Raw genomic sequence first — 19329 nt, 5'->3', positions numbered from 1 at the left:
ATGAAATTACCTCCATTTTTTGTGATTATCGTGCGCCTACCCTCATTTTTGACCTTGCACCCCATTTCCGCTCCTTTTCGACCTGTTCCTGCTGGTAAGCTGCCTCCAGTATCCTGTCCGCCTGTTCCGGGCCAATGGCCCGTCTGACCCGCTCATAGTCCCTGACTTGCCCTTTCAAGCCGTCCCTCTCGGCACAAACCTCATAAATCCTGGCTGACAGGGAGCCGTTCTTACTGACCTCACGATCATAGGCGCTCTGCAACCGCTCAAACTTGCTCTTGAGGTCGAAGTAGGCCCGGTAGACGGAGCGCAGCACCTTGACGATCTTCTCCCAAAGGGGCTTGGCCTTTTTCTCCCGGTAGGACTTGGCCGATTCCAGCGGCCCCGCCTCCGGCAGCGTCCGCTCCGGGTCGTCGGAGAAGTCCGCCGCCAGTTTCTCCATGCCCTTGAGCAAGGGCGCTACATCGTCCAGCTTAGCCCTGGCCTGGGCCGCTTTCTTCTCAGCTGATGCTGCCTCCTTATTCTTTTTGTCGGCCTCAACCTGGGCCAGCGCCGACACCTCTTGAAGCTGTGCAAGCCGTTCCTGCTCACGCTCCGTCTTGAACTGCGTAACAGTCAAATGTTCTTCGGAACTACCACGTTCCCCACGCTCTACATCGTCATAGCCAGCGGAGCGCATATGCTCAAAGAAATCATCTTGCAGGACACTGTACGACTTTCGTAGAACGGGTTTGCCCTTAGCTGTGCGTAACGGCTCCCCGGTGGTTTCGTCCAGAATGGGCTTGGACGCCCACTTCTTGCTCATGCTCACCTGCATGATCGTTTCCTTGACCTTGCCCACCAGGGACTTGTCCTTGCACCGCTTTGTCCAGCGTATCTCCTTCTCCACTACCGGGATATAAACCACATGGAGGTGGTAGTGGTACACGTCCTCCCCCAGCGCCTCGGACATGGCCCGGTTGCGCTCGTCAGCGTGCATGACCGCCGACAAAATATACTGCTCTCCGCCCACGATTTTGATTGCGGCTTTGTATGCTTCGGTGTAAAATTGTTTTGCAAAGTCATAGCCGCCGTGGTTGTAGAAGTAAGCGGAGTTTACGTCAAAGACCAGCTCACCATATCGAAAGGCATCCTCCTTGATACCACGAGTGGAAATCACGCCATCAGCCTCCATTCGAGCAAACATCTCTCGATACCCGGCAGACGGGGTTTTGAAATGGACATTGAGCGGCGTCCGCTCCAGTACAATGTCCTGATTGACATAGGAATCCTTCTCACGCTCGTTGTGCTGCTGGGTGTTACCGATCTTGGTTTCGGTCAGCCTCATATTTCTTGCGTTGGTACGGTCAATACCGTCGCCTCTCGCCATAGGCAAAAATCCTCCTGTTTCAGATGTTGGGTTGTTGAAAGAGGACGGGGGTTCGGGGGAGGCACTTCCTGCGGGAAGTGTAATAACCCACTATGACACTTTCATCCCTTCGGTCTGCAAAGTGTCGTGGGCTCTCCGAGGGGGTGTGGGGGCTTTGCCCCCGGCAACTGCGGTTGCCTCCCCCAGCAGGGCCGCCCTTTGAAAAGGGCACCCTGCACCCCGCCTAAACTTTGCTGCTCCCCGTGACAGCCGTGACGACCGTGACGATGTTTCAGACACCGCCGCCACTCTCAAAAAAGCCGTCACAGCCGTCACGGTCGTCACGCCTGGGACGGTTCCAGCGTCAGGCTGATACTTCTCCCGGCGTGGCTCCTGCTGTTCTCATAGCGGATGTGGTAGTCTGTCAGCAGCTTCCCGGCCCGGACGTTTAGCCGCATCGCCAGGGCGTTGGGCTTCATGTCAGTCTGGAGCGCCGCTACCAGCTCGGTGGCCGTACCACCCCAGGTCGGCTTCTCCACCGTCACAAGGGCGGCTATGGCCTCCAGCACCGGGTCGGGCGGCTCTGTCCATGCCTCCGTTTCCGTACGCTCCAGCGTCCATATCAGCCGTTCCTTGTCCTTGGTAAGATAGAATCGCTGGTCTTGCTGGTCACGCCCGGCCACGTCCAGAACGGCGCTGCCGTCTGTCCGCTTCTCCTTTTGAAGAAGAAAGGCCCCGTCCGCCGCTCCGAGCAGGCCGTTGGTGCCGGAAATCATATCGAACTTATCATCGGCCTGTTGTTTGCGGGTGTGATGTACCAGCAGGAGGCAGACGCCGCAATCATCGGCAAGGCGTTTCAGTTTCCCCACCACTTCGTAATCATTGGCATAGCTGTACTTATCCCCGCCAGCCTCCCGGATTTTCTGGAGAGTGTCAATGATAATCAGCTTGGTGTTCGGGTGTTCCCGGACGAACTTCTTTAGCTGTTCCTCCAGGCCAACGCCAAGCTGTTTGGCGTAGACCGCAAAGAGCAGATTGTCGGTGCCCTCTGTGCCGAACATTCGGTATAGCCGCCCCTGCAAGCGGCGGTGGTCGTCCTCCAACGCCAGGTAGAGGACAGTCCCCTTGTGAACAGGATAGCCCCACAGGGGGAGGCCCATGCTGACATGGTAGGCAAGCTGAGCCATCAGGAACGACTTGCCCACCTTGGGCGCTCCCGCAAAGAGGTATGTCCCAGGGTAGAGCAGACCGTCAATGACGGGCGGTCTGCTCTGGTAGATGTTCTGGTAAAGGTCGTTCATAGAAACCGTGTGGAGGTAGGCCGGGTCGCTCATGCGCCGCATATCTCGGAGCATTTCTTCCAAACTTTCCTCTTGGGGGTTGTTTTCAGCCGTTTCCTCTGCTATACTTTTGGCAGTTGTTTGTGAAATGGGCTGTTCCCCGTCTGTTGGCGCAGACGGAACCGGGACAGTCCTTTTCGTTTCTCTGGAATCCATCAATCTATCAATCCTCCTTCATGCCGCCCATGATAGCGGCGATCATCCGAATGGTGTCCAGCAGCTCGCTGTCCACGTTGGCCCCGTCCCTGATCCGCCACAGCTCGGCCAGCACAGTGGCCAGTTCGTCCCGCAGGGCCTTATACACCCTGGGATTGCCCTGCACTACCACGTCCCGGCACAGGAGCCGCTTGGTGATGTAGTCTTGCTTCGTCAGGCCAGAGAGCCGCACAGCGGCGTCGATCTGCTCGTTTTCCTCCGGGGATACCCGGAAGGCCACGGTCTTGTTCCTCCAGCGGTTGTGAGTGTCCAAATTCTTAGCTGACATTACGCTCCCATCCTTTCAAAGTCCAGTTTGTCCGCCATCTCCGTCTGCTTGGACGGAAACAGGTGGGCGTAGCGGTAGGTGATCTCGATACTCTCATGCCCCACGCGGTCAGCAATCGCCACAGCGGAGAAGCCCATGTCAATCAGAAGTGAGATGTGCGAATGCCGGAGGTCGTGGATTCTGATACGCTTGACCCCTGCCGACTTCGCCCCTCTGTCCATCTCATGGTGGAGATAGCTTTTCGTGATGGTGAAAATGCGCTCCTTCTTCTTGATGCCGTAGAGCATCCCCAGGTAGTCCTTCATCTCGTCACAGAGGAAGTTGGGCATTTTAATGGTGCGGTTGCTTTTCTTCGTCTTTGGCGTGGTAATGACGTCCTTGCCGTGGAGCCGCTGATAGGACTTGCTGATTTTCACCGTCCCGGCCTCAAAGTCAAAGTCTGCCGGGGTCAGGGCCAGCAGTTCCCCCTCCCGAATACCACACCAGTAGAGCATTTCAAAGGCGTAGTAGGAAACGGGCTTGTCCATCATGGCGTCCGCAAACTTCTGGTACTCCGCTTTCGTCCAGAACAGCATTTCCTTCCGTTCCTCTGACCCCATGTTTCCAGCCTTGGCGGCGGGATTGGAGCGCAGCTCATAGAAGCGGACGGCGTGATTGAAGATGGCGCTAAGCTGGTTGTGCAGGGTTTTGAGATAGGTAGCCGAATAGGGCTTGCGCTTCTCGTCCCGGTAGGCCAGCAACTCGTTCTGCCATGCGATCACGTCCTTGGTGGTGATCTCGCTAATCTTCCGCTTGCCAAAGTAGGGCAGAATTTTCTTCTGGATGATGTTCTCCTTGGTCAGCCAGGTGTTCTCCTTGAGCCGGGGTTTCACATCCTTGGTGTAAAGCTCGGTAAAGGCTTCAAAGGTCATATCCAGGTCGCCGGAGGTCTGCATCTGGAAACTGCGCTCCCACTCCTGGGCCTCCCGTTTGGTGGCAAAGCCACGCTTGCACTTCTGTTTGCGCTCCCCCGTCCAGTCCTGATACCGCACCATGACGTACCATGTTCCTCTTGCTTCGTCCTTAAAGACTGGCATTTAGTTCCCTTCCTTTCTGGCCCCGTAGAGCCGTTCGTTGAAATACTGGCGGTTGACCCGCCCTGCGATGGTGATGAAGCCCTTGTCCTTCAATTCTTCGTTGAGCTGCCGGATGAGTTTATAGGCGTAGGGCTTCGATACACCCAGCTCGTCCGCAACTTCTTCCGCCCGGATGAATCTGTTCTCCATATGGATTCCTCCTTTCTTTTGATTTAACGCTATTTGCTTAACGTAGTCCTATTATACTAACTCTATTCCGTTATGTCAAGACCTTCCAACGAGAAAATATAAACAAATTTATTTATTTTTCTCTTGACTGGTCTAAACATATCTGTTATACTTCAAGTGTCCCCATTACATAGATTGGAGTTGGCAGTTATGGCGATTGGTGAACGTATTCGTTTCTTCCGCAACATGAAGGGCATCACACAGAAGTATCTTGGCATGGTGGTGGGTTTCCCGGAACGCTCCGCCGATGTGCGTATGGCACAGTATGAAACCGGGAGCCGCACCCCCAAGGCCGACCTGACAAAGACACTGGCTGACTTCTTTGATATTTCCCCTGATGCCCTGACCGTCCCTGACATAGATACCGACATCGGCCTGATGCACACCCTCTTTGCTTTGGAGGATATTCGGGGGCTGACTATTGGGGAGATTGACGGCGAGGTTTGTCTGCGTCTGGACAAATCCAAAGGCAAGACCTATACCAATATGCTTGATATGCTGTCCGCCTGGGCGGAGCAGGCCAAGAAGCTGGAGGCCGGGGAGATCACCAGGGAAGACTATGACCGCTGGCGGTACAACTACCCCAAGTACGACACCACTCACCGCTGGGCCAAAGTCCCCTCCAAAGAGTTGAGCGATTTTCTGGTAGAAGCGTTCCGGGACAGGCTTGACATAGACGAATAGACAGCAAAAGCCCTTACCGACGTTGCCATCGGTAAGGGCTTTCTAATATGGTTGTCCTCACTTATAAGCCGTAAAAAAGCATTCTTTACCCGCAATCCAGTGGGAATATAGAATGATACGGTATATGGGGAGCGTTATCAAATCGTTATCAAAAGAGAGATATAAAACCGTAAAATCGTTGTGCCACAACGGGTTCGGAGTTTCAAAAAATCACTCCCACTCAATAGTTGCCGGGGGTTTGGAGGTGATATCATACACAATACGGTTGATGCCGCTGACTTCATTGATGATCCGGCTAGAAGCCTTCTCCAGCACCTCATAAGGAATTCTAGCCCAATTAGCAGTCATGAAATCGGTGGTGGTAACCCCACGAAGGGCCAAAGTGTAATCATAGGTTCTTCCATCGCCCATGACTCCCACCGACCGCATGTTGGTCAGTACAGCAAAATATTGGTTGATATCCCGGTCAAGGCCAGCCTTGGCGATTTCATCCCGGAAAATCCAATCCGCATCCCGCAGGATGGACAGCTTCTCCTCGGTAATTTCGCCGATGACCCGGATGGCAAGGCCAGGCCCTGGGAAAGGCTGTCTCCACACTAGGTAATCTGGCAAGCCCAACTCTTTGCCCAAAGCGCGGACCTCATCCTTAAACAGGAGGCGCAGAGGCTCCACAATTTCTTTAAAATCCACATAGTCAGGCAGTCCACCCACGTTGTGATGGCTTTTGATAACGGCGGCATCGCCGGCGCCGGATTCGATGACATCGGGGTAGATCGTCCCCTGTGCCAGGAAGTCCACCTTGCCGATCTTTTTGCCCTCTTCTTCAAAAACGCGGATAAACTCCTCGCCGATGATCTTGCGCTTTTTCTCCGGCTCGGTGACCCCAGCCAATTTGGCTAAAAACCGCTCCCCTGCATTGACCCGGACAAAGTTGACCGGGCCGCCGGCAAAGACTGCTTCCACTTCATCGCCTTCGTTTTTGCGCATCAGGCCGTGATCCACAAAAATGCAGGTCAGCTGGCTGCCCACTGCTTTCTCCAACAGCTTAGCCACCACAGAGCTATCCACGCCGCCGGAAAGGGCCAGCAGAACCTTGCCGTTGCCCACCTGCTTACGGATATTCTCAACGGCGGTTTTGGCGTAATCCCCCATAGACCAATCGCCTTTGGCACCGCAGACTTCAAAGAGGAAGTTGCGGATCATTTTGATCCCATTTTCCGTGTGATTGACTTCGGGATGGTACTGGAAGCAGTAAATTTTTCGCTCTGCATTTTCCATCGCCGCCACAGGGCAGTCATCCGTTTGAGCCACCGAGGTAAATCCGGTAGGCATGGCATCCACATAGTCGTTGTGGCTCATCCAGGTGATGCCGCTCTCCGGCAGGTTCCCAAACACCTTGGATTGGTTGTTAAATCTGGTCTCGGTCTTGCCAAACTCCTTATTGGGAGCGGATTTCACCGAACCACCCAACAGCTGGGCCGTCAACTGGCAGCCGTAGCACAGGCCCAAAATCGGAACGCCCATCTCAAAGATGGCGGGATCGACTTTCGGAGAGTTCTCGTCGTACACGCTGTTGGGACCACCGGTAAAGATGATGCCGATGGGGTTCATCTCCTTGATTTTTTCCAGGGGCGTGGAATAGGGATGAACCTCGCAATATACACCGCATTCACGGACGCGGCGGGCGATCAGCTGATTGTACTGTCCGCCAAAATCCAGAACCAATACAAATTGATGTGTCATAGCTTCCCCGACTTTCTTAACAGATTTCAAAAAGTTTCTTTTTTCCATTTTGCCATGATTGGGTTAAAAAATCAACTGATTTTACTGTGTTTCCACTTTTTTCGCCCCTGTGCCAATTTCCCATCGCCAAGGGGCTTTGGGATTGTGAAAATAGCCGGAGGGCTGCCCCCCTCCTATTTCGGCCTTCTCCCTTTCCCGATCCGCTGCAGCGGTTTTGATTCCGCCCTGGCAAAAAATTTTTCTCCCCGCTTGACATCGCCCCCTTTCCGGGGTAAGATAAAGATGATATAGTAAAATGGCGTTGACAAAGAGGAGTACACACCCTTCCAAAGCACAGAGAGAAGATGGCTGGTGAAAATCTTCGTGAGGGCGGTGTGGAAGTAGCTTTCGAGCCGTGGACCCAACGGGCACAAGCCTCAGTAGGCTCCACCGGAGTTTCCACCGTTACCGGGAAAGCGATATGAATGTATCGGCAGAGTGCGGGCAGCTTGCCCGAAGTTAGGTGGTACCACGGACCAAACGGTTCGCCCTAAGCAGAAAATGCTTGGGGCGGGCCTTTTTTGTTGTATCCAAAAAGGAATATCCCCGCCCGCCTCCCCGCAAGGCGGCAGAAAAGGAGTTGTCTTATGCGAAAAGAACTGGAAAAGCTCTACGACCCCAAACAGGTGGAAGACCGCACCTACCAATTTTGGCAGGATGGCGGCTACTTCAAAGCCCAGGTCGACCCCAATAAAAAACCCTACACCATTATGATGCCCCCGCCCAACATCACCGGCCAGCTCCACATGGGCCACGCCCTGGACGCCACCTTCCAGGATGTGCTCATCCGCTTCCGCCGGATGCAGGGCTACAGCGCCCTCTGGCTCCCCGGCACCGACCACGCCTCCATTGCCACCGAGGCCAAGATCGTCGCCGCTATGAAACAGGAGGGCCTCTCCAAAGAGGATCTTGGCCGGGATGGCTTCCTTGAGCGCGCCTGGGCCTGGAAGGAGACCTATGGCAACCGGATTATCGAGCAGCAGAAGAAGATGGGTTCCTCCTGCGACTGGGACCGGCAGCGGTTCACCCTGGACGAAGGCTGTTCCAAAGCTGTCCGGGAAGTGTTTGTCAAGCTGTATGAGAAGGGCCTCATCTACCGGGGCGAGCGGATCATCAACTGGTGCCCCGACTGCCTGACCTCCATCTCCGACGCCGAGGTAGAGTATGAGGAAAAAGACGGCTTCTTCTGGCATATCAAATACCCCCTGGCCGATGGAACCGGTTACCTGGAAGTGGCCACCACCCGTCCCGAGACCATGCTGGGCGACGTGGCCCTTGCCGTCCACCCCGACGATGAGCGGTACAAAGATTTGGTGGGCAAAACCGCCATCCTGCCCCTCATGGGCCGGGAGATCCCCATTGTGGCAGATACCTATGTGGAGATGGACTTCGGCACCGGTGTGGTGAAGATCACCCCCGCCCACGACCCCAACGACTTTGAAGTGGGCCTGCGCCACAACCTGCCCATCATCAACACCATGAACCCCGACGCCTCCCTCAACGAGAACGCCGGCAAATACTGCGGCCTCTCCCGGGAGGAAGCCCGCAAACAGGTAGTATCGGATCTGGAAGAGGGCGGCTGGCTTCTCAAGACTGAGCCCTACAAGCACAACGTGGGCACCTGTTACCGCTGCGGCAGCGTGGTGGAGCCCCGCATCTCCAAACAGTGGTTTGTGCGGATGGCCCCCTTGGCCGAACCTGCCATTGAGGCGGTGCGCAATGGCGACACCAAATTTGTCCCCCAGCGGTTTGACAAGATCTACTACAACTGGATGGAAAACATCAAGGATTGGTGCATCTCCCGCCAGCTGTGGTGGGGCCACCGGATCCCCGCCTGGTACTGCGACGACTGCGGCGAACTGATCGTCTCCCGGGAAGATCCCTCCTGCTGCCCCAAATGCGGCGGCACCCATCTCACCCAGGACCCCGACACCCTGGACACCTGGTTCTCCTCTGCCCTGTGGCCCTTCTCCACCCTGGGCTGGCCGGACAAAACCCCGGAGATGGAGTACTTCTACCCCACCAACACCCTGGTCACCGGGTATGACATCATCTTCTTCTGGGTGGCGCGGATGATCTTCTCCGGTTTGGAGCACACCGGCAAAACCCCCTTTGACACCGTTTTGATCCACGGCATCGTCCGGGATGCCCAAGGCCGAAAGATGAGCAAATCCCTGGGCAACGGCATTGATCCCTTGGAGATTATCGACCAATACGGCGCCGACGCCCTGCGGTTTACCCTGGCCACCAACAACAGCCCGGGCAACGACATGCGGTTCAGCGACGACAAGGTCAAAGCCAGCCGGAACTTTGCCAACAAGATCTGGAACGCCTCCCGCTACATCCTGATGAACCTGCCTGAGGGGGATGACTTCGACCTTACCCTCCCTGCGGAGCTCTCCACCGAGGACAAGTGGATCCTCTCCCAGTACAACCGCCTGGTGGCTGAGGTCACCGACAACCTGGAAAAATTCGAGCTGGGCGTGGCTGTCTCCAAACTCTATGACTTCATCTGGGATGTGTTCTGCGACTGGTACATCGAGCTGACCAAACCCCGGCTCCAGGCCGGCGGCGGCACCGCCATGGGCGCCCTGCGGGTGCTGGTGTATGTGATGAGCGGCACCCTCAAGCTGCTGCATCCCTTTATGCCCTTTATCACTGAGGAGATTTGGCAGGCTCTGCCCCACCAAGGGGAATCCATCATGATCGCCCAATGGCCCGTTTGGGAGGAATCCCTCAACTACGCCGCTGAGGAGGCAGAATTTACCCGGGTGATGGACGCCATCAAGGCAGTGCGCAACGTCCGCACCGAGATGAACGTCCCCCCGAGCAAGAAGGCCAGCCTCTTCATCGAAACCAAGTTCGCTGAAACCTTCCTGGCCAGCGCCCTCTTCTTCCAGCGTCTGGCCTCTGCCTCCACTGTGGAAGTAGAGGAGCACTACGATATGCCCGGCGCCGTACAGGTGATCACCGACTCCGCCCGGGTGTTTATCCCCATGGATGAGCTGATCGACCGGGAGAAGGAACTGGCCCGCCTGGCCAAGGAGAAAGCCTCCTGCGAAAAGGACATTGAGTTTGTCATGAAGAAGCTCTCCAACGAAGGGTTTGTGGCCAAAGCACCCGCCAAGGTCATTGAGAACGAGCGGGAAAAGCTGGCCAAAGCCCAGGAAAAACTCCAAAAGATTGAACAGAGCATTGCGGCTTTCAGCAAATAGAGAAAAAAGAGACAGCGCTTGATCCCAGGAGGGGGACCAGCCGGAATGCGTGGAGCGCGCTCGCCCAAACAAGGCGGGCGCTGTTCCTGTTTCCAGCGCTGTGGCTTCATCAAACAAAAGAGGGGGAGGCTCCCACATGGGAGCCTCCCCCTCTTTTGATGAAAAGGCCAATAGCAGGCAGGGGAGCTTTGACGGCGCAGCATCAACCGCACCACTAGGGACTCCGCCCCAAAAGGATGAAGGAATAGCCGCTCAGGAGGGGGTTATGCTTTTTGAATGGTGCTTAAAACCGTTTCAAACTCCTCCCTCTGGGTGCCGATCCCAAGGCCAAAGGCAGGGTAAAAAGCGATGGTGACCAGTTGATCTTCCACGGCGATGCAGTAAAAAACCGTGTTGTCATAACCGCCCACAGCTCCTTCTGTAATCGGCTTCTGGATCAGGTACCCCTTCCCCGCATATTCCCCAAAGGTGGATTCCCAGGTGTTTTCGGCTTCTGAATACAACTGGTCACAGGCCAAGAACGGGGAATCGGAATCCGCGATGGGGCTGACAGAGATCAGCTCTGCAACCACCCTTGCCGATTCACCGGCATCGCTGTACAAGATGCCCTCCTTAGCCACCACCGGTTCGGTCATCCCATAGGAAAACCCTTCTTTGGGGAACCAAAAAGAAAATTCCCCCAGCAGGATTTGGTAGGAATCTTCTGGGATTGAGGATTCCCCTTCCATCTGGGATGCCGTGGAAAGGGGCTCCTCCCGCGGCGCTTCTCCTGCGCCCTCGTCCCTCTGGGCGCAACCCGCCAACAGGATCAGCGCCAATCCGCAAGCGAGAATGCTCTTCTTTTTCATCTGCTGTTCCTCCTTCTTTGCCATGCCGGCACAACTTTTTGCCCTGTAGGCTTTTCCCCTAGCCTAACACAAGCTATAAACCCTGTCAAACCGCCTTGCAAAAGCCATCCTGCTGTAGTACCATGGAGGGAAAGAGAGCTATGCCACTTCAATCCAACCATGTATAGGACGTGATACATTTGAACGATCAACAGGCCCTCGCCTTCATACACAGCCGCCACGCCGTGGGCCAAAAGGTGGAACTGCGCAACATCACCCACCTGCTGGAACGGCTGGGCAATCCCCACAAACAGCTGAAATTTGTCCACGTGGCCGGAACCAACGGCAAGGGTTCCACCTCCACCTACACCGCCGCCGCCCTCACCAAGGCTGGTTACCACACCGGTCTTTTCATCTCCCCCTATGTCATCGAGTTCCGGGAGAGGATCCAGCTGGACGGCCAGATAATCCCCAAGGAAGAACTCGCCCAGGTAACCGCTTCGGTCAAAGAGGCGGTGGAATCCCTGGATGCCCTGGGGGAACGGTGCACCGAGTTTGAGACGGTGACCGCCATCGCCATGGTGTGGTACTCCCGGAAGCAGGCGGATATTGTGGTGCTGGAGGTGGGACTGGGCGGCCGGATCGATCCCACCAATGTCATCGACCGGGCCCTCGTATCGGTGATCACTTCCATCGGTTACGACCACACCGATGTGCTGGGGGACACCTTGGGGGAGATCGCCGCCCAGAAGTGCGGCATCTTCCGCCCAGGAGGACGGGTGGTGGCCTACCCGGATCAGGACCCGGAAGCTATGGCGGTGATCCGCAAAAAAGCAAAAGAACTCTCCTGCACCCTCACCCTCCCAGACCCCCAGGCGGTAACCCTCCGCAAAATGGACCTCTTCGGGGAGGAGATGGACTACAAAGGCCTGGCCCTCCGGGTGCCACTGATCGGCAAACACCAAATTCTCAACTGTATCACCGCGGTGGAAACCCTCTTCCAGCTGCGGGAACTGGGCTTTGTTATCCCAGATGCCGCCATCCAGGACGGCATTGCCGGGGTTCGGTTCCCCGCCCGGATGGAGATCCTCTGCCGCGACCCCTTGGTCATCCTGGACGGCGCCCACAACCCGTCAGGCCTGGCCGCCCTGGCCGCCGCCCTCGATCTGGTTCCCGGGCAAAAGGTCTATGGGGTCATCGCCATGATGCGGGACAAGGACTGTGAACAGGCCCTCTCCCTCCTGCTTCCCAAAGTCAGCCGGGTGATGGCGGTCTCCGCCTCCAACCCCCGCTCCCACACGGGGGAATCCTTGGCGGCCATCTGCCGCCGGCACTGCGGCCAGGTGGATTTCCGGGAATCCGCCCAGGAGGGCCTCAAAGACGCCCTGGCTCAGTTGGAACCGGGGGAGGCCCTGGTCGTCTGCGGTTCCCTTTACCTGGCCAGCGACCTGCGCCCCATCGCCAAGGAATTGGCGGAAGCTTCCAAAACCCGCTAAACCCGACGGGATCTCCCACCGGATGACCGGTTTTTCCCCCTCGGTGCGGCAAACCTCTCACTCAAAATCCTCTATCCTTATGGATAGGGGATTTTTTTGTTGCCCTTTTTTAGGACAACCTCCCACTGGACTGAATTCAAGCGAAAGGATGAACAACATGCCGGTTCGTTTACAGATTCTCGACGACCAAATCACAGCTTATCTCTCCGGCGAAATTGACCACCACACCGCCGCCCCCATGCGGGAGGAAATTGACGAGACCGCCCAGCGGGTGCAGCCAAAGCTGCTGATCCTCGATTTTTCCGGTGTCACCTTTATGGACAGCAGCGGCATTGGCCTGGTGATGGGCCGTTACCGCCTGATGCAGGAGCTGGGCGGCGAGCTGCAGATCGCGCGGATTCCCCGCCCCCTGCGCCGGGTGATGCAGGTGGCCGGCCTTTCCAAATTGACAAACCTTGACGACGGAGGAGACAGCCATGAAAACCAGTAACCGGATGAAATTACAGTTTGACAGCCGCTCGGCCAACGAATCCTTTGCCCGGATGGCCGTCAGCGCCTTTATCGCCCCCCTGGATCCCACGGTGGACGAGCTCTCCGACATCAAAACCGCCGTTTCGGAGGCGGTGACCAACTGCATTGTCCACGGCTACCGGGATGAGATCAACACGGTGACCATCACCGCCGACATCTACCCGGACAACCGGGTGGTCATCCGGGTCCGGGACAAGGGCTGCGGCATCCCCGACATCAAGGCGGCCATGGAGCCTTTGTTTACCACCTGCACCACCGGCGAGCGGGCCGGCCTGGGTTTTGCAGTGATGCAGAGCCTGATGGACAAGGTGAAAGTCTCCTCCAAGGAGGGGAAGGGCACCACCGTCACCATGGAGCGGAAGATCACCTCCCGGGGGGAGGCCAATGGTTAGCCTTTCTGAGCGGAACCGGGAGGAAGTCATTGAACAGAACATGGGCCTGGTCCACTCCTGTGCCCACCGGTTCAAAGGCCGGGGCATCGAGTACGACGACCTGTTCCAGGCGGGGTGCATCGGCCTGGTGAAAGCGGCGGATGCCTTTGATTACGACCGGGGGGTCCGGTTTTCCACCTATGCGGTGCCGGTGATCCTGGGAGAGATGCGCCGCCTATTCCGGGACGGTGGGGCCATCAAGGTCAGCCGCACCTTGAAGGAGCTCTCCCTCAAGGTGACCCGCACCCGGGAGCATCTCTCCGCCAGCTTGGGACGGGACCCCACCATCGGGGAACTGGCCAAGGCCCTGGACATCCGGGAGGAGGATGTGGTGGAAGCCCTCAATGTGTCCTCCCCTCCCCTTTCCCTCACCGAAAGCGATGACGAAGGCGGCGGCCAGATCGACCTGCCGGTATCCTCCCCCGAGGAGCGGATCTCCGACCTTCTCTCCCTCAAACAGGTGGTGGGCCAGCTCCCGCCGGAGGACCGGAAGCTGATCGTCCTGCGCTACTTCTCTGGCAAGACCCAAACCCAGACCGCTCAGGTGTTGGGTCTCACCCAGGTGCAGGTCTCCCGCCGGGAGAAGAAAATCCTCACCTCCCTAAGGGAAAAACTCCTGGAATGAGATTGACCCCGCTCCCTTCTTCTGGTACAATCGGTGCAAACGACGACAAAGGAGCCTTTCTATGATCAAACCCTATACCCCTGACTGCCAGGATCGGGTGATGGCCATCTGGCTAGAATCCACTGTCCAGGGCCACCCCTTCCTCCCCCGCGCCTATTGGGAGAAAAACTTCCCGGTGGTGAGGGATCAATATCTCCCCTCGGCAGAAACAACCCTGTATGTGGAAGATGGGAAAATCCTCGGTTTTTTAAGCCTCATCGACGGCACGTTTATTGGGGCGCTTTTTGTAGACCCCGCCCACCAGGGAAAAGGAGTAGGCCGGGCGCTGGTTGAGGATGCCAAAGGCCGCTATCCCCAGCTCACCTTGGCGGTGTATGCCCAGAACACTGGTGCCATCGGCTTTTACCAGCAAATGGGGTTTCAGGTGGTCACAGAGCAGCCCAATGAGGACTCCGGCCTCCCAGAGCTGTTGATGGCCTGGCAAAGAGAGAATTAGTCAAAAGATCCCGCCCCCTAAAATTTGGGGGCGGGATCTTTTTCGGGAAGCGGCTATTTTTTCCCTCTGGAACGGAACCAGTCCATACCGCAGAAAAACAGGAAGGCAAAGACAAAGGATACCCCCAAATAGATGGCGGCCTGGATATGAAAAGGCTGATCGCTGGTGGATGGCCCGGAAAAGACAACCTGGGGCAAGATAAGGCCGCCCAGGGTGATGCCCACCGAAAACCAGATGGCGTTTCTAAAGTGCCGTTTAAATTGAATCATGCTGTTTTCCCTCTTTCTTTCGCATTATTGGGGGCTTTTGCCTTTTGGGCAGACCTCCAGAAAATATTGGCCGTTCACCATCTCCTGCTGGTATATGTGGGAAAAATCCCCATTGGCGGCGGCATAGCCGATGGACTGCCCTTCCCCGCTGTAGATTTCATACTCTTGGCAGCTCTCCCCCCGGATCTCCACCATTTCTCCCCGTTTTAGGGTGATGGAGCCCTCCGGGTACCTGCCCTCTCCCTCAAAGAAGGGGCGCAGATAATCCAGCAGCAGCTGCTCCTGCTCCTCCCGGGGCTGCCCCGAAAAAGACACCGCCTCCAGGCCGTGCCGGGGCATGGACCGCATCTCCTCCCCCTGGGAGAAAAACACCAGCTGGTTCCCATCCCCGCTCAGCTCCACCGGTTGGATCTCGCGCCGGTCCACCTTCACTTCATCCCGCAGCAGGTAGGAAAATTCCTCCCACACGGATTCCCCGTCGGTGTAAAACCAATCCACATAGCAGGGGAGGGGCTCCCCCATCCCAACAAAGGCGATGCTGTCCGGCTTGCCATCCAGGCAGTTTTGGCAGAATTCCGCCACCCGGTCGTAGCGGAACAGCGGGTGATCCAGGCCGTAGGAAGCGATCATCCCATCGCTTCTGTAGTCAAATACCAGGCTGCCTTCCACCCCATCGGTTTCCAGCCACTCCTCCAGCTGGTCTTCTCTCATCCGCTTTGCAGCCTCCCGGGTGACCTCCCCGGTGACCGCAAAGGGCTCCTCCTTACCAGTAGTCGCCATCACAACGGCAAAGTCGTCTGCCCTCCCGCAGCCGGCCAGCAGCAGGACAACTGTCAACAACAATCCGATCCATCGTTTCATCCTCGCTCTCTCCTTTCTTTCAGCCGGGTCTCAGCCTAGCAGTTGATTGATCGCACCCAGCATAGCCTCCCTGCCGTCGGGAAGCTGGCCCTGGATGGTGTATTTCCCCAAAACGGTGGTGTCCATGTAAAAGCAGTCCTTCACCGTCAGGTTTTCCAGCAGGAGCCGCTCCTCCAGCAGCATACCCCGGTAATCGAGGGCGTCAAACTCCCCCCGCTTTTCTGCTTTATACAAGGGGGTGCCTGGCCAGAGTTTCAGCGCCAATGCCCAAATGCATTTGGGGTGGGTCTTATTCAGCATCCGGGCGGTTTCAATGGCGTGGAGGTTGCGGAAGGTCTTCCCCCCCAGCCCCAAAATGATGGTCAGGTAATAGCCAACCCCCAATTTGTCCAGCCGCTGGAGGGCCGTCAACGTATCAAAGGAGGTGATCCCCTTGTTCACCATTTCCAGGATGGAATCGCTGCCCGACTCCACTCCGATGTGCAGGTCGCACAGACCCATGCTCTTGAGCAGGAGGATATCCTCATCGCTTTTGCGCAGCACGTCGTCGATCCGGGCATACATGGCGATCTCCTCCACGTTGGGCATGTGGGCGTGGATCAGGTCAAAAACCTCCACCAGCTGGTCGGTGGAGAGGACAAAGGCGTTCTCCCCCAGCAGGAACACCCGCTTAGCGTCCCGATCCAGGAGGCCGAGCATCCGGGCGTTGAACTCAATTTTGTCCATGGGGTGGATGGAAAAAGCGTCCTTGGCAAAATCACAGAAGGTGCATTTTCCCCAGCTGCACCCCAAGGCTACCTCCAACATGGCGCTGCCCTCCTCCTGGGGCGGGCGGTAGACGGTGTCATGGGAATAAATGGAGGCATACATCTCTTCTCGGGTCATCGCTGCACTTCCTTCCTGCGCGCGGCAGCGGCTGAACAGCTGCCGGCCATCCTTTTTTTCGCCGCATTGGCACAGATTTTCCACGGCCTATCCCTTTGGGACCATTATAGCATGGAAAGGGGAAAAATATCCACCCCAAAGAAAAATGGAAAGTTTACTTGACATTGCAGAATGCGTGTGCTATCCTATGGATGTAAAGTTAACTTTCCACTTCAAATACAAAGAAGGTGACCACTTGAAAAACCGCTTAGAGGAGTTCCGCAAACAGCGGGGTATCCGGCAGGAGGAATTGGCGGAGATTCTGCAGGTCTCCCGCCAGACCATCGGCTCGTTGGAAAACGGCCGGTACAACCCCTCCATCCTGCTGGCTTTTAAAATCGCCCGGTTCTTTGGAACCGCCATTGAAGACATCTTTATCTATGAGGAGGAGGAATCCAAATGATCGACAAACTGCGCAAAGATAGTATCATTCTCATCGCCATCGGCCTTGGCATCCTCGTTGGCGCTTACTTCTATCCTTCCCCCGCGGTGGTCGGAGCGGGGTTTGGGGTCCTCGCCCCCGGGGTGGTGCGGCTGGCCCGGTATTACTACTACCGCACCCCGGCCCACCTGCCGGAGTATGAGGCCCAACAGAGGGCATTTTCCATCAACATGAAGGATGAACGCAAGGTGTTCCTGCGGGCCAGGGCCGGGCAGATCGCCTACCAAATTCTCTTTCTCACCCTGCTGCTGTTGGGGGCTGTGGGCTCCCTGTTCAAAGTGAACCCTTGGTTCTGTTTGACCTTTCTGCTTCTCGCCTTGTTTGCCTATCTGTGCGGCGCCATCGCCTTTTACTTCCTAAGCCGTAAACTGTAAGGAGGATTTTTGTATGAACAATTCCAAACGCTGGGTTTCTTGGACCCTGTTGGGCCTGGCTGGGGGAGGTGCGGTCGCCGCAGCCCTTCTCAATGGGCTGGAACAGAACAACTATCTTTTCAGCCTAGGCTGCGGCTTATTGGGTGCCCTGGCTGGACAGATTATCCGAACCCTGTACTGGGCTATGCCCTCCCGCCGGGAGGAGCGCCAGCGCCGGCTCAAGGAACAGGAGATCAGCCTGGGGGACGAGCGCAAAATCATGCTGCGCCAGCTGTCCGGCTACCGGATGAACCAGATTATGTTCTTCGTCAACTTCCTGCTGTGCCTCTTCTTTGGATTGCTGAAAGCCCCTCTCTATGTGACCGCCACCATGGCTTTTGTACTGGTATTCCAGTACCTGTGCGGAGTAATTCTCTTCCACCGCTACAGCAAGACCATGTAACACACAGCTCTGAAAGCCCCCATAAAAAATCCCCCTTCCCATCTTTGTTTCGGATGGAAAGGGGGATTTTGCCGCTATTGGACGGCGGTTTTCCCGCAAAAACAATCTATCACTGCTGGCCCAGGACCGCCTGAACTTCCGGATCCACCCCGGCCACATAGTCCGCATAAGTTTGGGCCACAGGCTGGTCGGGATAGAGGGAGTCCTTATCATAGCCGGGGATCAATTCGAAGTACTTGGTGGAGTAGTAGACCTGAATGGGGGTGTTCTTCAGCTGGAAGCTCTGCAGCTCCCCATAGCCGTTGACACTGCCGCTGGTCTGTTCGCCCACCAACACGGCGTCCAGCGCCTCCTGGGCCTGGATGGAATTGATGATGGCCGAAGAAAAGGTATTTCTCCCAATGAGGACATAGACCTGGAAGCCCTGCTGCTCCTTGAGCTCCCCCAATTTCTCGATCATCGGCTCAAAAATCCGGGAATCGCCGCCGGTGTTGTACCGCAGGTCGAGGATCACCTTGGTGTACTGCCCGGCGCAAAGGGCATCGGAGGTGAGTTCCACAAACTCGGCCATGGGCAGGTCTTCCGCCTCCTGGCAGGTGTTGTATTGGAGGAAAAAGGCCCCATCCCCTAAATCCAGGGTGCGGTAGTAACCCCTCGCCGCGGTGGCGGGGGTTTCCCTGCGCTCCACCTGGAGGATGGCGGCGGCAAAGATCTCCTCCTCATTCATCCCCTTGAGGGGGAGGGTTTCTTCAGGGCTGCCCTCCCCTTTCTGAATGGTCAAGGTGATGCTGTCTGCATCCTCCCCTACAATGCCCAGGTACTTTAGGGCATCCAGGAAGTTGATGGTGTTGGAGAACTGCTGACGGGCCCAGGATTCATTTTCATAGCTCATAATGGTCTTGGCCTTTGCATATACCTCGTCGATGGGGGTCCCGTCGATGGCCAGAAGCCGGTAACCCAGGTACTGCTGGTTTTGCTCTTCCAGCATCATCAGATGCCAGCCATCCTCAAAATACATCACCGCAAAGGGGAGGGCGGTCAGATGACGGTAGTTGGAATCGGTAAAACCCAGGCTGGTGTGAGCGTCCCCCACCAAGGAGAGAAGGCGCCGCAGGGAATAGTAAAACTGGCCCTCGCTCATGCCCGGCAATTCTGCCCGCACCTGTTCCACCTCTGCCTGGAACTCCTCTTTTGAGATGTTGGCATAGAGGTTTTTGTGGTTTTCCTCCAGGGTGGAGGTGAAGAGATCCAAATCCTCTTCCATGGGGGTTTTTTCCACCCCGGAGGACTGGGTGCTCCCGCTGGAGCCAGAATTCCCAGCGGCGGGGCCGCAGGCGGCCAGCAACACCGCCAAAACGGCGAGAAGGGCCGCAAGTTTTTGTTTCATGGAATGTACCTTCCTTTCCGATTCCGCTCCAGGGGAGATTTCCTCGGGCGGCGTTCCCCGTCTGGGG

General features: G+C 56.6%; 21 protein-coding genes and 1 other annotated feature. Of the genes, 10 read left to right on the top strand and 11 right to left on the bottom strand.

Annotation, left to right across the window (positions count from 1 at the left end):
- Window positions 1-25: 25 nt before the first annotated feature.
- The 5 genes from BQ5353_RS09075 to BQ5353_RS09055 all read right to left on the bottom strand — a co-directional run bounded on the left by BQ5353_RS09075 (window position 26) and on the right by BQ5353_RS09055 (window position 4437).
- The gene (locus tag BQ5353_RS09075; RefSeq protein WP_031583917.1) at window positions 26-1369 is read right to left on the bottom strand and encodes a plasmid recombination protein; all 1344 of its coding nucleotides are present in this window, start codon (window positions 1367-1369) and stop codon (window positions 26-28) included.
- Window positions 1370-1689: 320 nt separating this feature from the next.
- A complete protein-coding gene (locus tag BQ5353_RS09070) occupies window positions 1690-2844 on the bottom strand; it encodes a helicase RepA family protein (protein ID WP_019541683.1) in 1155 nt (384 codons plus the stop codon).
- Between the two features lie 7 nt (window positions 2845-2851).
- On the bottom strand, window positions 2852-3172 hold the full coding sequence (locus tag BQ5353_RS09065) for a plasmid mobilization protein (RefSeq protein WP_016412726.1): 321 nt from the start codon (window positions 3170-3172) through the stop codon (window positions 2852-2854).
- On the bottom strand, window positions 3172-4248 hold the full coding sequence (locus BQ5353_RS09060) for a site-specific integrase (protein ID WP_016412725.1): 1077 nt from the start codon (window positions 4246-4248) through the stop codon (window positions 3172-3174). The genes BQ5353_RS09065 and BQ5353_RS09060 overlap by 1 nt, the downstream gene beginning before the upstream one ends.
- The gene (locus tag BQ5353_RS09055; protein ID WP_016412724.1) at window positions 4249-4437 is read right to left on the bottom strand and encodes a helix-turn-helix transcriptional regulator; all 189 of its coding nucleotides are present in this window, start codon (window positions 4435-4437) and stop codon (window positions 4249-4251) included.
- Between the two features lie 189 nt (window positions 4438-4626).
- On the opposite strand from BQ5353_RS09055, the gene BQ5353_RS09050 reads away from it, so the two are divergent.
- The gene (locus BQ5353_RS09050) at window positions 4627-5160 is read left to right on the top strand and encodes a helix-turn-helix domain-containing protein (protein ID WP_016412723.1); all 534 of its coding nucleotides are present in this window, start codon (window positions 4627-4629) and stop codon (window positions 5158-5160) included.
- Between the two features lie 210 nt (window positions 5161-5370).
- On the opposite strand, the gene guaA is transcribed toward BQ5353_RS09050, so the two are convergent.
- Complete coding sequence (guaA, locus tag BQ5353_RS09045) at window positions 5371-6903, bottom strand: glutamine-hydrolyzing GMP synthase (protein WP_071427954.1); 1533 nt, start codon at window positions 6901-6903, stop codon at window positions 5371-5373.
- Window positions 6904-7195: 292 nt separating this feature from the next.
- Window positions 7196-7438 (top strand) — a binding site (T-box leader).
- A gap of 91 nt (window positions 7439-7529) precedes the next feature.
- Here guaA and BQ5353_RS09040 point away from each other — a divergent pair.
- On the top strand, window positions 7530-10157 hold the full coding sequence (locus BQ5353_RS09040) for a valine--tRNA ligase (RefSeq protein WP_071427952.1): 2628 nt from the start codon (window positions 7530-7532) through the stop codon (window positions 10155-10157).
- 263 nt (window positions 10158-10420) lie between these two features.
- On the opposite strand, the gene BQ5353_RS09035 is transcribed toward BQ5353_RS09040, so the two are convergent.
- Entirely contained in the window at window positions 10421-11005 is a 585-nt protein-coding gene (locus BQ5353_RS09035) for a hypothetical protein (RefSeq protein WP_071427950.1), read from the bottom strand.
- 179 nt (window positions 11006-11184) lie between these two features.
- Between BQ5353_RS09035 and BQ5353_RS09030 the strand changes: the two genes are divergently transcribed.
- The 5 genes from BQ5353_RS09030 to BQ5353_RS09010 all read left to right on the top strand — a co-directional run bounded on the left by BQ5353_RS09030 (window position 11185) and on the right by BQ5353_RS09010 (window position 14563).
- On the top strand, window positions 11185-12480 hold the full coding sequence (locus BQ5353_RS09030) for a bifunctional folylpolyglutamate synthase/dihydrofolate synthase (RefSeq protein ID WP_071427948.1): 1296 nt from the start codon (window positions 11185-11187) through the stop codon (window positions 12478-12480).
- Window positions 12481-12637: 157 nt separating this feature from the next.
- The gene (locus tag BQ5353_RS09025) at window positions 12638-12970 is read left to right on the top strand and encodes an anti-sigma factor antagonist (RefSeq protein WP_308588512.1); all 333 of its coding nucleotides are present in this window, start codon (window positions 12638-12640) and stop codon (window positions 12968-12970) included.
- Window positions 12957-13403: an anti-sigma F factor gene (gene spoIIAB / locus BQ5353_RS09020; RefSeq protein ID WP_054331721.1), complete on the top strand. Its 447-nt coding sequence runs from the start codon at window positions 12957-12959 to the stop codon at window positions 13401-13403. Before BQ5353_RS09025 ends, spoIIAB begins: the two co-directional genes overlap by 14 nt.
- Window positions 13396-14067 carry a sigma-70 family RNA polymerase sigma factor gene (locus tag BQ5353_RS09015; protein ID WP_054331720.1) on the top strand — a complete coding sequence of 224 codons (672 nt, stop codon included), beginning with the start codon at window positions 13396-13398 and terminating at the stop codon, window positions 14065-14067. Before spoIIAB ends, BQ5353_RS09015 begins: the two co-directional genes overlap by 8 nt.
- A gap of 61 nt (window positions 14068-14128) precedes the next feature.
- Window positions 14129-14563 carry an N-acetyltransferase gene (locus tag BQ5353_RS09010; RefSeq protein ID WP_054331719.1) on the top strand — a complete coding sequence of 145 codons (435 nt, stop codon included), beginning with the start codon at window positions 14129-14131 and terminating at the stop codon, window positions 14561-14563.
- 53 nt (window positions 14564-14616) lie between these two features.
- On the opposite strand, the gene BQ5353_RS09005 is transcribed toward BQ5353_RS09010, so the two are convergent.
- From BQ5353_RS09005 to BQ5353_RS08995, 3 genes are read right to left on the bottom strand one after another with little or no spacing between them, the layout of a single operon-like run.
- On the bottom strand, window positions 14617-14832 hold the full coding sequence (locus tag BQ5353_RS09005; protein WP_054331718.1) for a hypothetical protein: 216 nt from the start codon (window positions 14830-14832) through the stop codon (window positions 14617-14619).
- Between the two features lie 24 nt (window positions 14833-14856).
- A complete protein-coding gene (locus BQ5353_RS09000) occupies window positions 14857-15693 on the bottom strand; it encodes a hypothetical protein (protein ID WP_054331717.1) in 837 nt (278 codons plus the stop codon).
- A gap of 30 nt (window positions 15694-15723) precedes the next feature.
- Window positions 15724-16578: a radical SAM protein gene (locus BQ5353_RS08995; protein ID WP_054331716.1), complete on the bottom strand. Its 855-nt coding sequence runs from the start codon at window positions 16576-16578 to the stop codon at window positions 15724-15726.
- A gap of 235 nt (window positions 16579-16813) precedes the next feature.
- Here BQ5353_RS08995 and BQ5353_RS08990 point away from each other — a divergent pair, with 235 nt between their 5' ends.
- Genes BQ5353_RS08990 through BQ5353_RS08980 form a run of 3 tightly spaced genes read left to right on the top strand, consistent with a single transcriptional unit; the run spans window position 16814 to window position 17875 of the window.
- Window positions 16814-17020 (top strand): helix-turn-helix transcriptional regulator, encoded by a 207-nt coding sequence (locus BQ5353_RS08990; RefSeq protein ID WP_054331829.1) that lies wholly within the window; start codon window positions 16814-16816, stop codon window positions 17018-17020.
- The gene (locus BQ5353_RS08985) at window positions 17017-17433 is read left to right on the top strand and encodes a hypothetical protein (protein ID WP_054331715.1); all 417 of its coding nucleotides are present in this window, start codon (window positions 17017-17019) and stop codon (window positions 17431-17433) included. Before BQ5353_RS08990 ends, BQ5353_RS08985 begins: the two co-directional genes overlap by 4 nt.
- Before the next feature lie 13 nt (window positions 17434-17446).
- Entirely contained in the window at window positions 17447-17875 is a 429-nt protein-coding gene (locus BQ5353_RS08980) for a hypothetical protein (protein ID WP_054331714.1), read from the top strand.
- A gap of 109 nt (window positions 17876-17984) precedes the next feature.
- Here BQ5353_RS08980 and BQ5353_RS08975 read toward each other — a convergent pair whose 3' ends face one another.
- Entirely contained in the window at window positions 17985-19262 is a 1278-nt protein-coding gene (locus BQ5353_RS08975; protein WP_071427946.1) for a S41 family peptidase, read from the bottom strand.
- Between the last annotated feature and the right edge of the window lie 67 nt (window positions 19263-19329).

It is taken from the genome of Merdimmobilis hominis, from assembly GCF_900104615.1.
GTDB classification, from domain to species: Bacteria; Bacillota; Clostridia; order Oscillospirales; family Ruminococcaceae; genus Merdimmobilis; species Merdimmobilis hominis.
This window is presented reverse-complemented; position numbering and strand designations above follow the sequence as displayed.

Coding starts and splice junctions, on each gene's coding strand:
- BQ5353_RS09015 (WP_054331720.1), top strand. CDS start 13,396: ATGGTTAGCCTTTCTGAGCGGAACCGGGAGGAAGTCATTGAACAGAAC.
- guaA (WP_071427954.1), bottom strand. CDS start 6,903: ATGACACATCAATTTGTATTGGTTCTGGATTTTGGCGGACAGTACAAT.
- BQ5353_RS08995 (WP_054331716.1), bottom strand. CDS start 16,578: ATGACCCGAGAAGAGATGTATGCCTCCATTTATTCCCATGACACCGTC.
- BQ5353_RS09060 (WP_016412725.1), bottom strand. CDS start 4,248: ATGCCAGTCTTTAAGGACGAAGCAAGAGGAACATGGTACGTCATGGTG.
- BQ5353_RS09000 (WP_054331717.1), bottom strand. CDS start 15,693: ATGAAACGATGGATCGGATTGTTGTTGACAGTTGTCCTGCTGCTGGCC.
- BQ5353_RS09035 (WP_071427950.1), bottom strand. CDS start 11,005: ATGAAAAAGAAGAGCATTCTCGCTTGCGGATTGGCGCTGATCCTGTTG.
- BQ5353_RS09075 (WP_031583917.1), bottom strand. CDS start 1,369: ATGGCGAGAGGCGACGGTATTGACCGTACCAACGCAAGAAATATGAGG.
- BQ5353_RS09070 (WP_019541683.1), bottom strand. CDS start 2,844: ATGGATTCCAGAGAAACGAAAAGGACTGTCCCGGTTCCGTCTGCGCCA.
- BQ5353_RS09050 (WP_016412723.1), top strand. CDS start 4,627: ATGGCGATTGGTGAACGTATTCGTTTCTTCCGCAACATGAAGGGCATC.
- BQ5353_RS09005 (WP_054331718.1), bottom strand. CDS start 14,832: ATGATTCAATTTAAACGGCACTTTAGAAACGCCATCTGGTTTTCGGTG.
- spoIIAB (WP_054331721.1), top strand. CDS start 12,957: ATGAAAACCAGTAACCGGATGAAATTACAGTTTGACAGCCGCTCGGCC.
- BQ5353_RS08980 (WP_054331714.1), top strand. CDS start 17,447: ATGAACAATTCCAAACGCTGGGTTTCTTGGACCCTGTTGGGCCTGGCT.
- BQ5353_RS09010 (WP_054331719.1), top strand. CDS start 14,129: ATGATCAAACCCTATACCCCTGACTGCCAGGATCGGGTGATGGCCATC.
- BQ5353_RS09025 (WP_308588512.1), top strand. CDS start 12,638: ATGCCGGTTCGTTTACAGATTCTCGACGACCAAATCACAGCTTATCTC.
- BQ5353_RS09055 (WP_016412724.1), bottom strand. CDS start 4,437: ATGGAGAACAGATTCATCCGGGCGGAAGAAGTTGCGGACGAGCTGGGT.
- BQ5353_RS09040 (WP_071427952.1), top strand. CDS start 7,530: ATGCGAAAAGAACTGGAAAAGCTCTACGACCCCAAACAGGTGGAAGAC.
- BQ5353_RS08985 (WP_054331715.1), top strand. CDS start 17,017: ATGATCGACAAACTGCGCAAAGATAGTATCATTCTCATCGCCATCGGC.
- BQ5353_RS09065 (WP_016412726.1), bottom strand. CDS start 3,172: ATGTCAGCTAAGAATTTGGACACTCACAACCGCTGGAGGAACAAGACC.
- BQ5353_RS08975 (WP_071427946.1), bottom strand. CDS start 19,262: ATGAAACAAAAACTTGCGGCCCTTCTCGCCGTTTTGGCGGTGTTGCTG.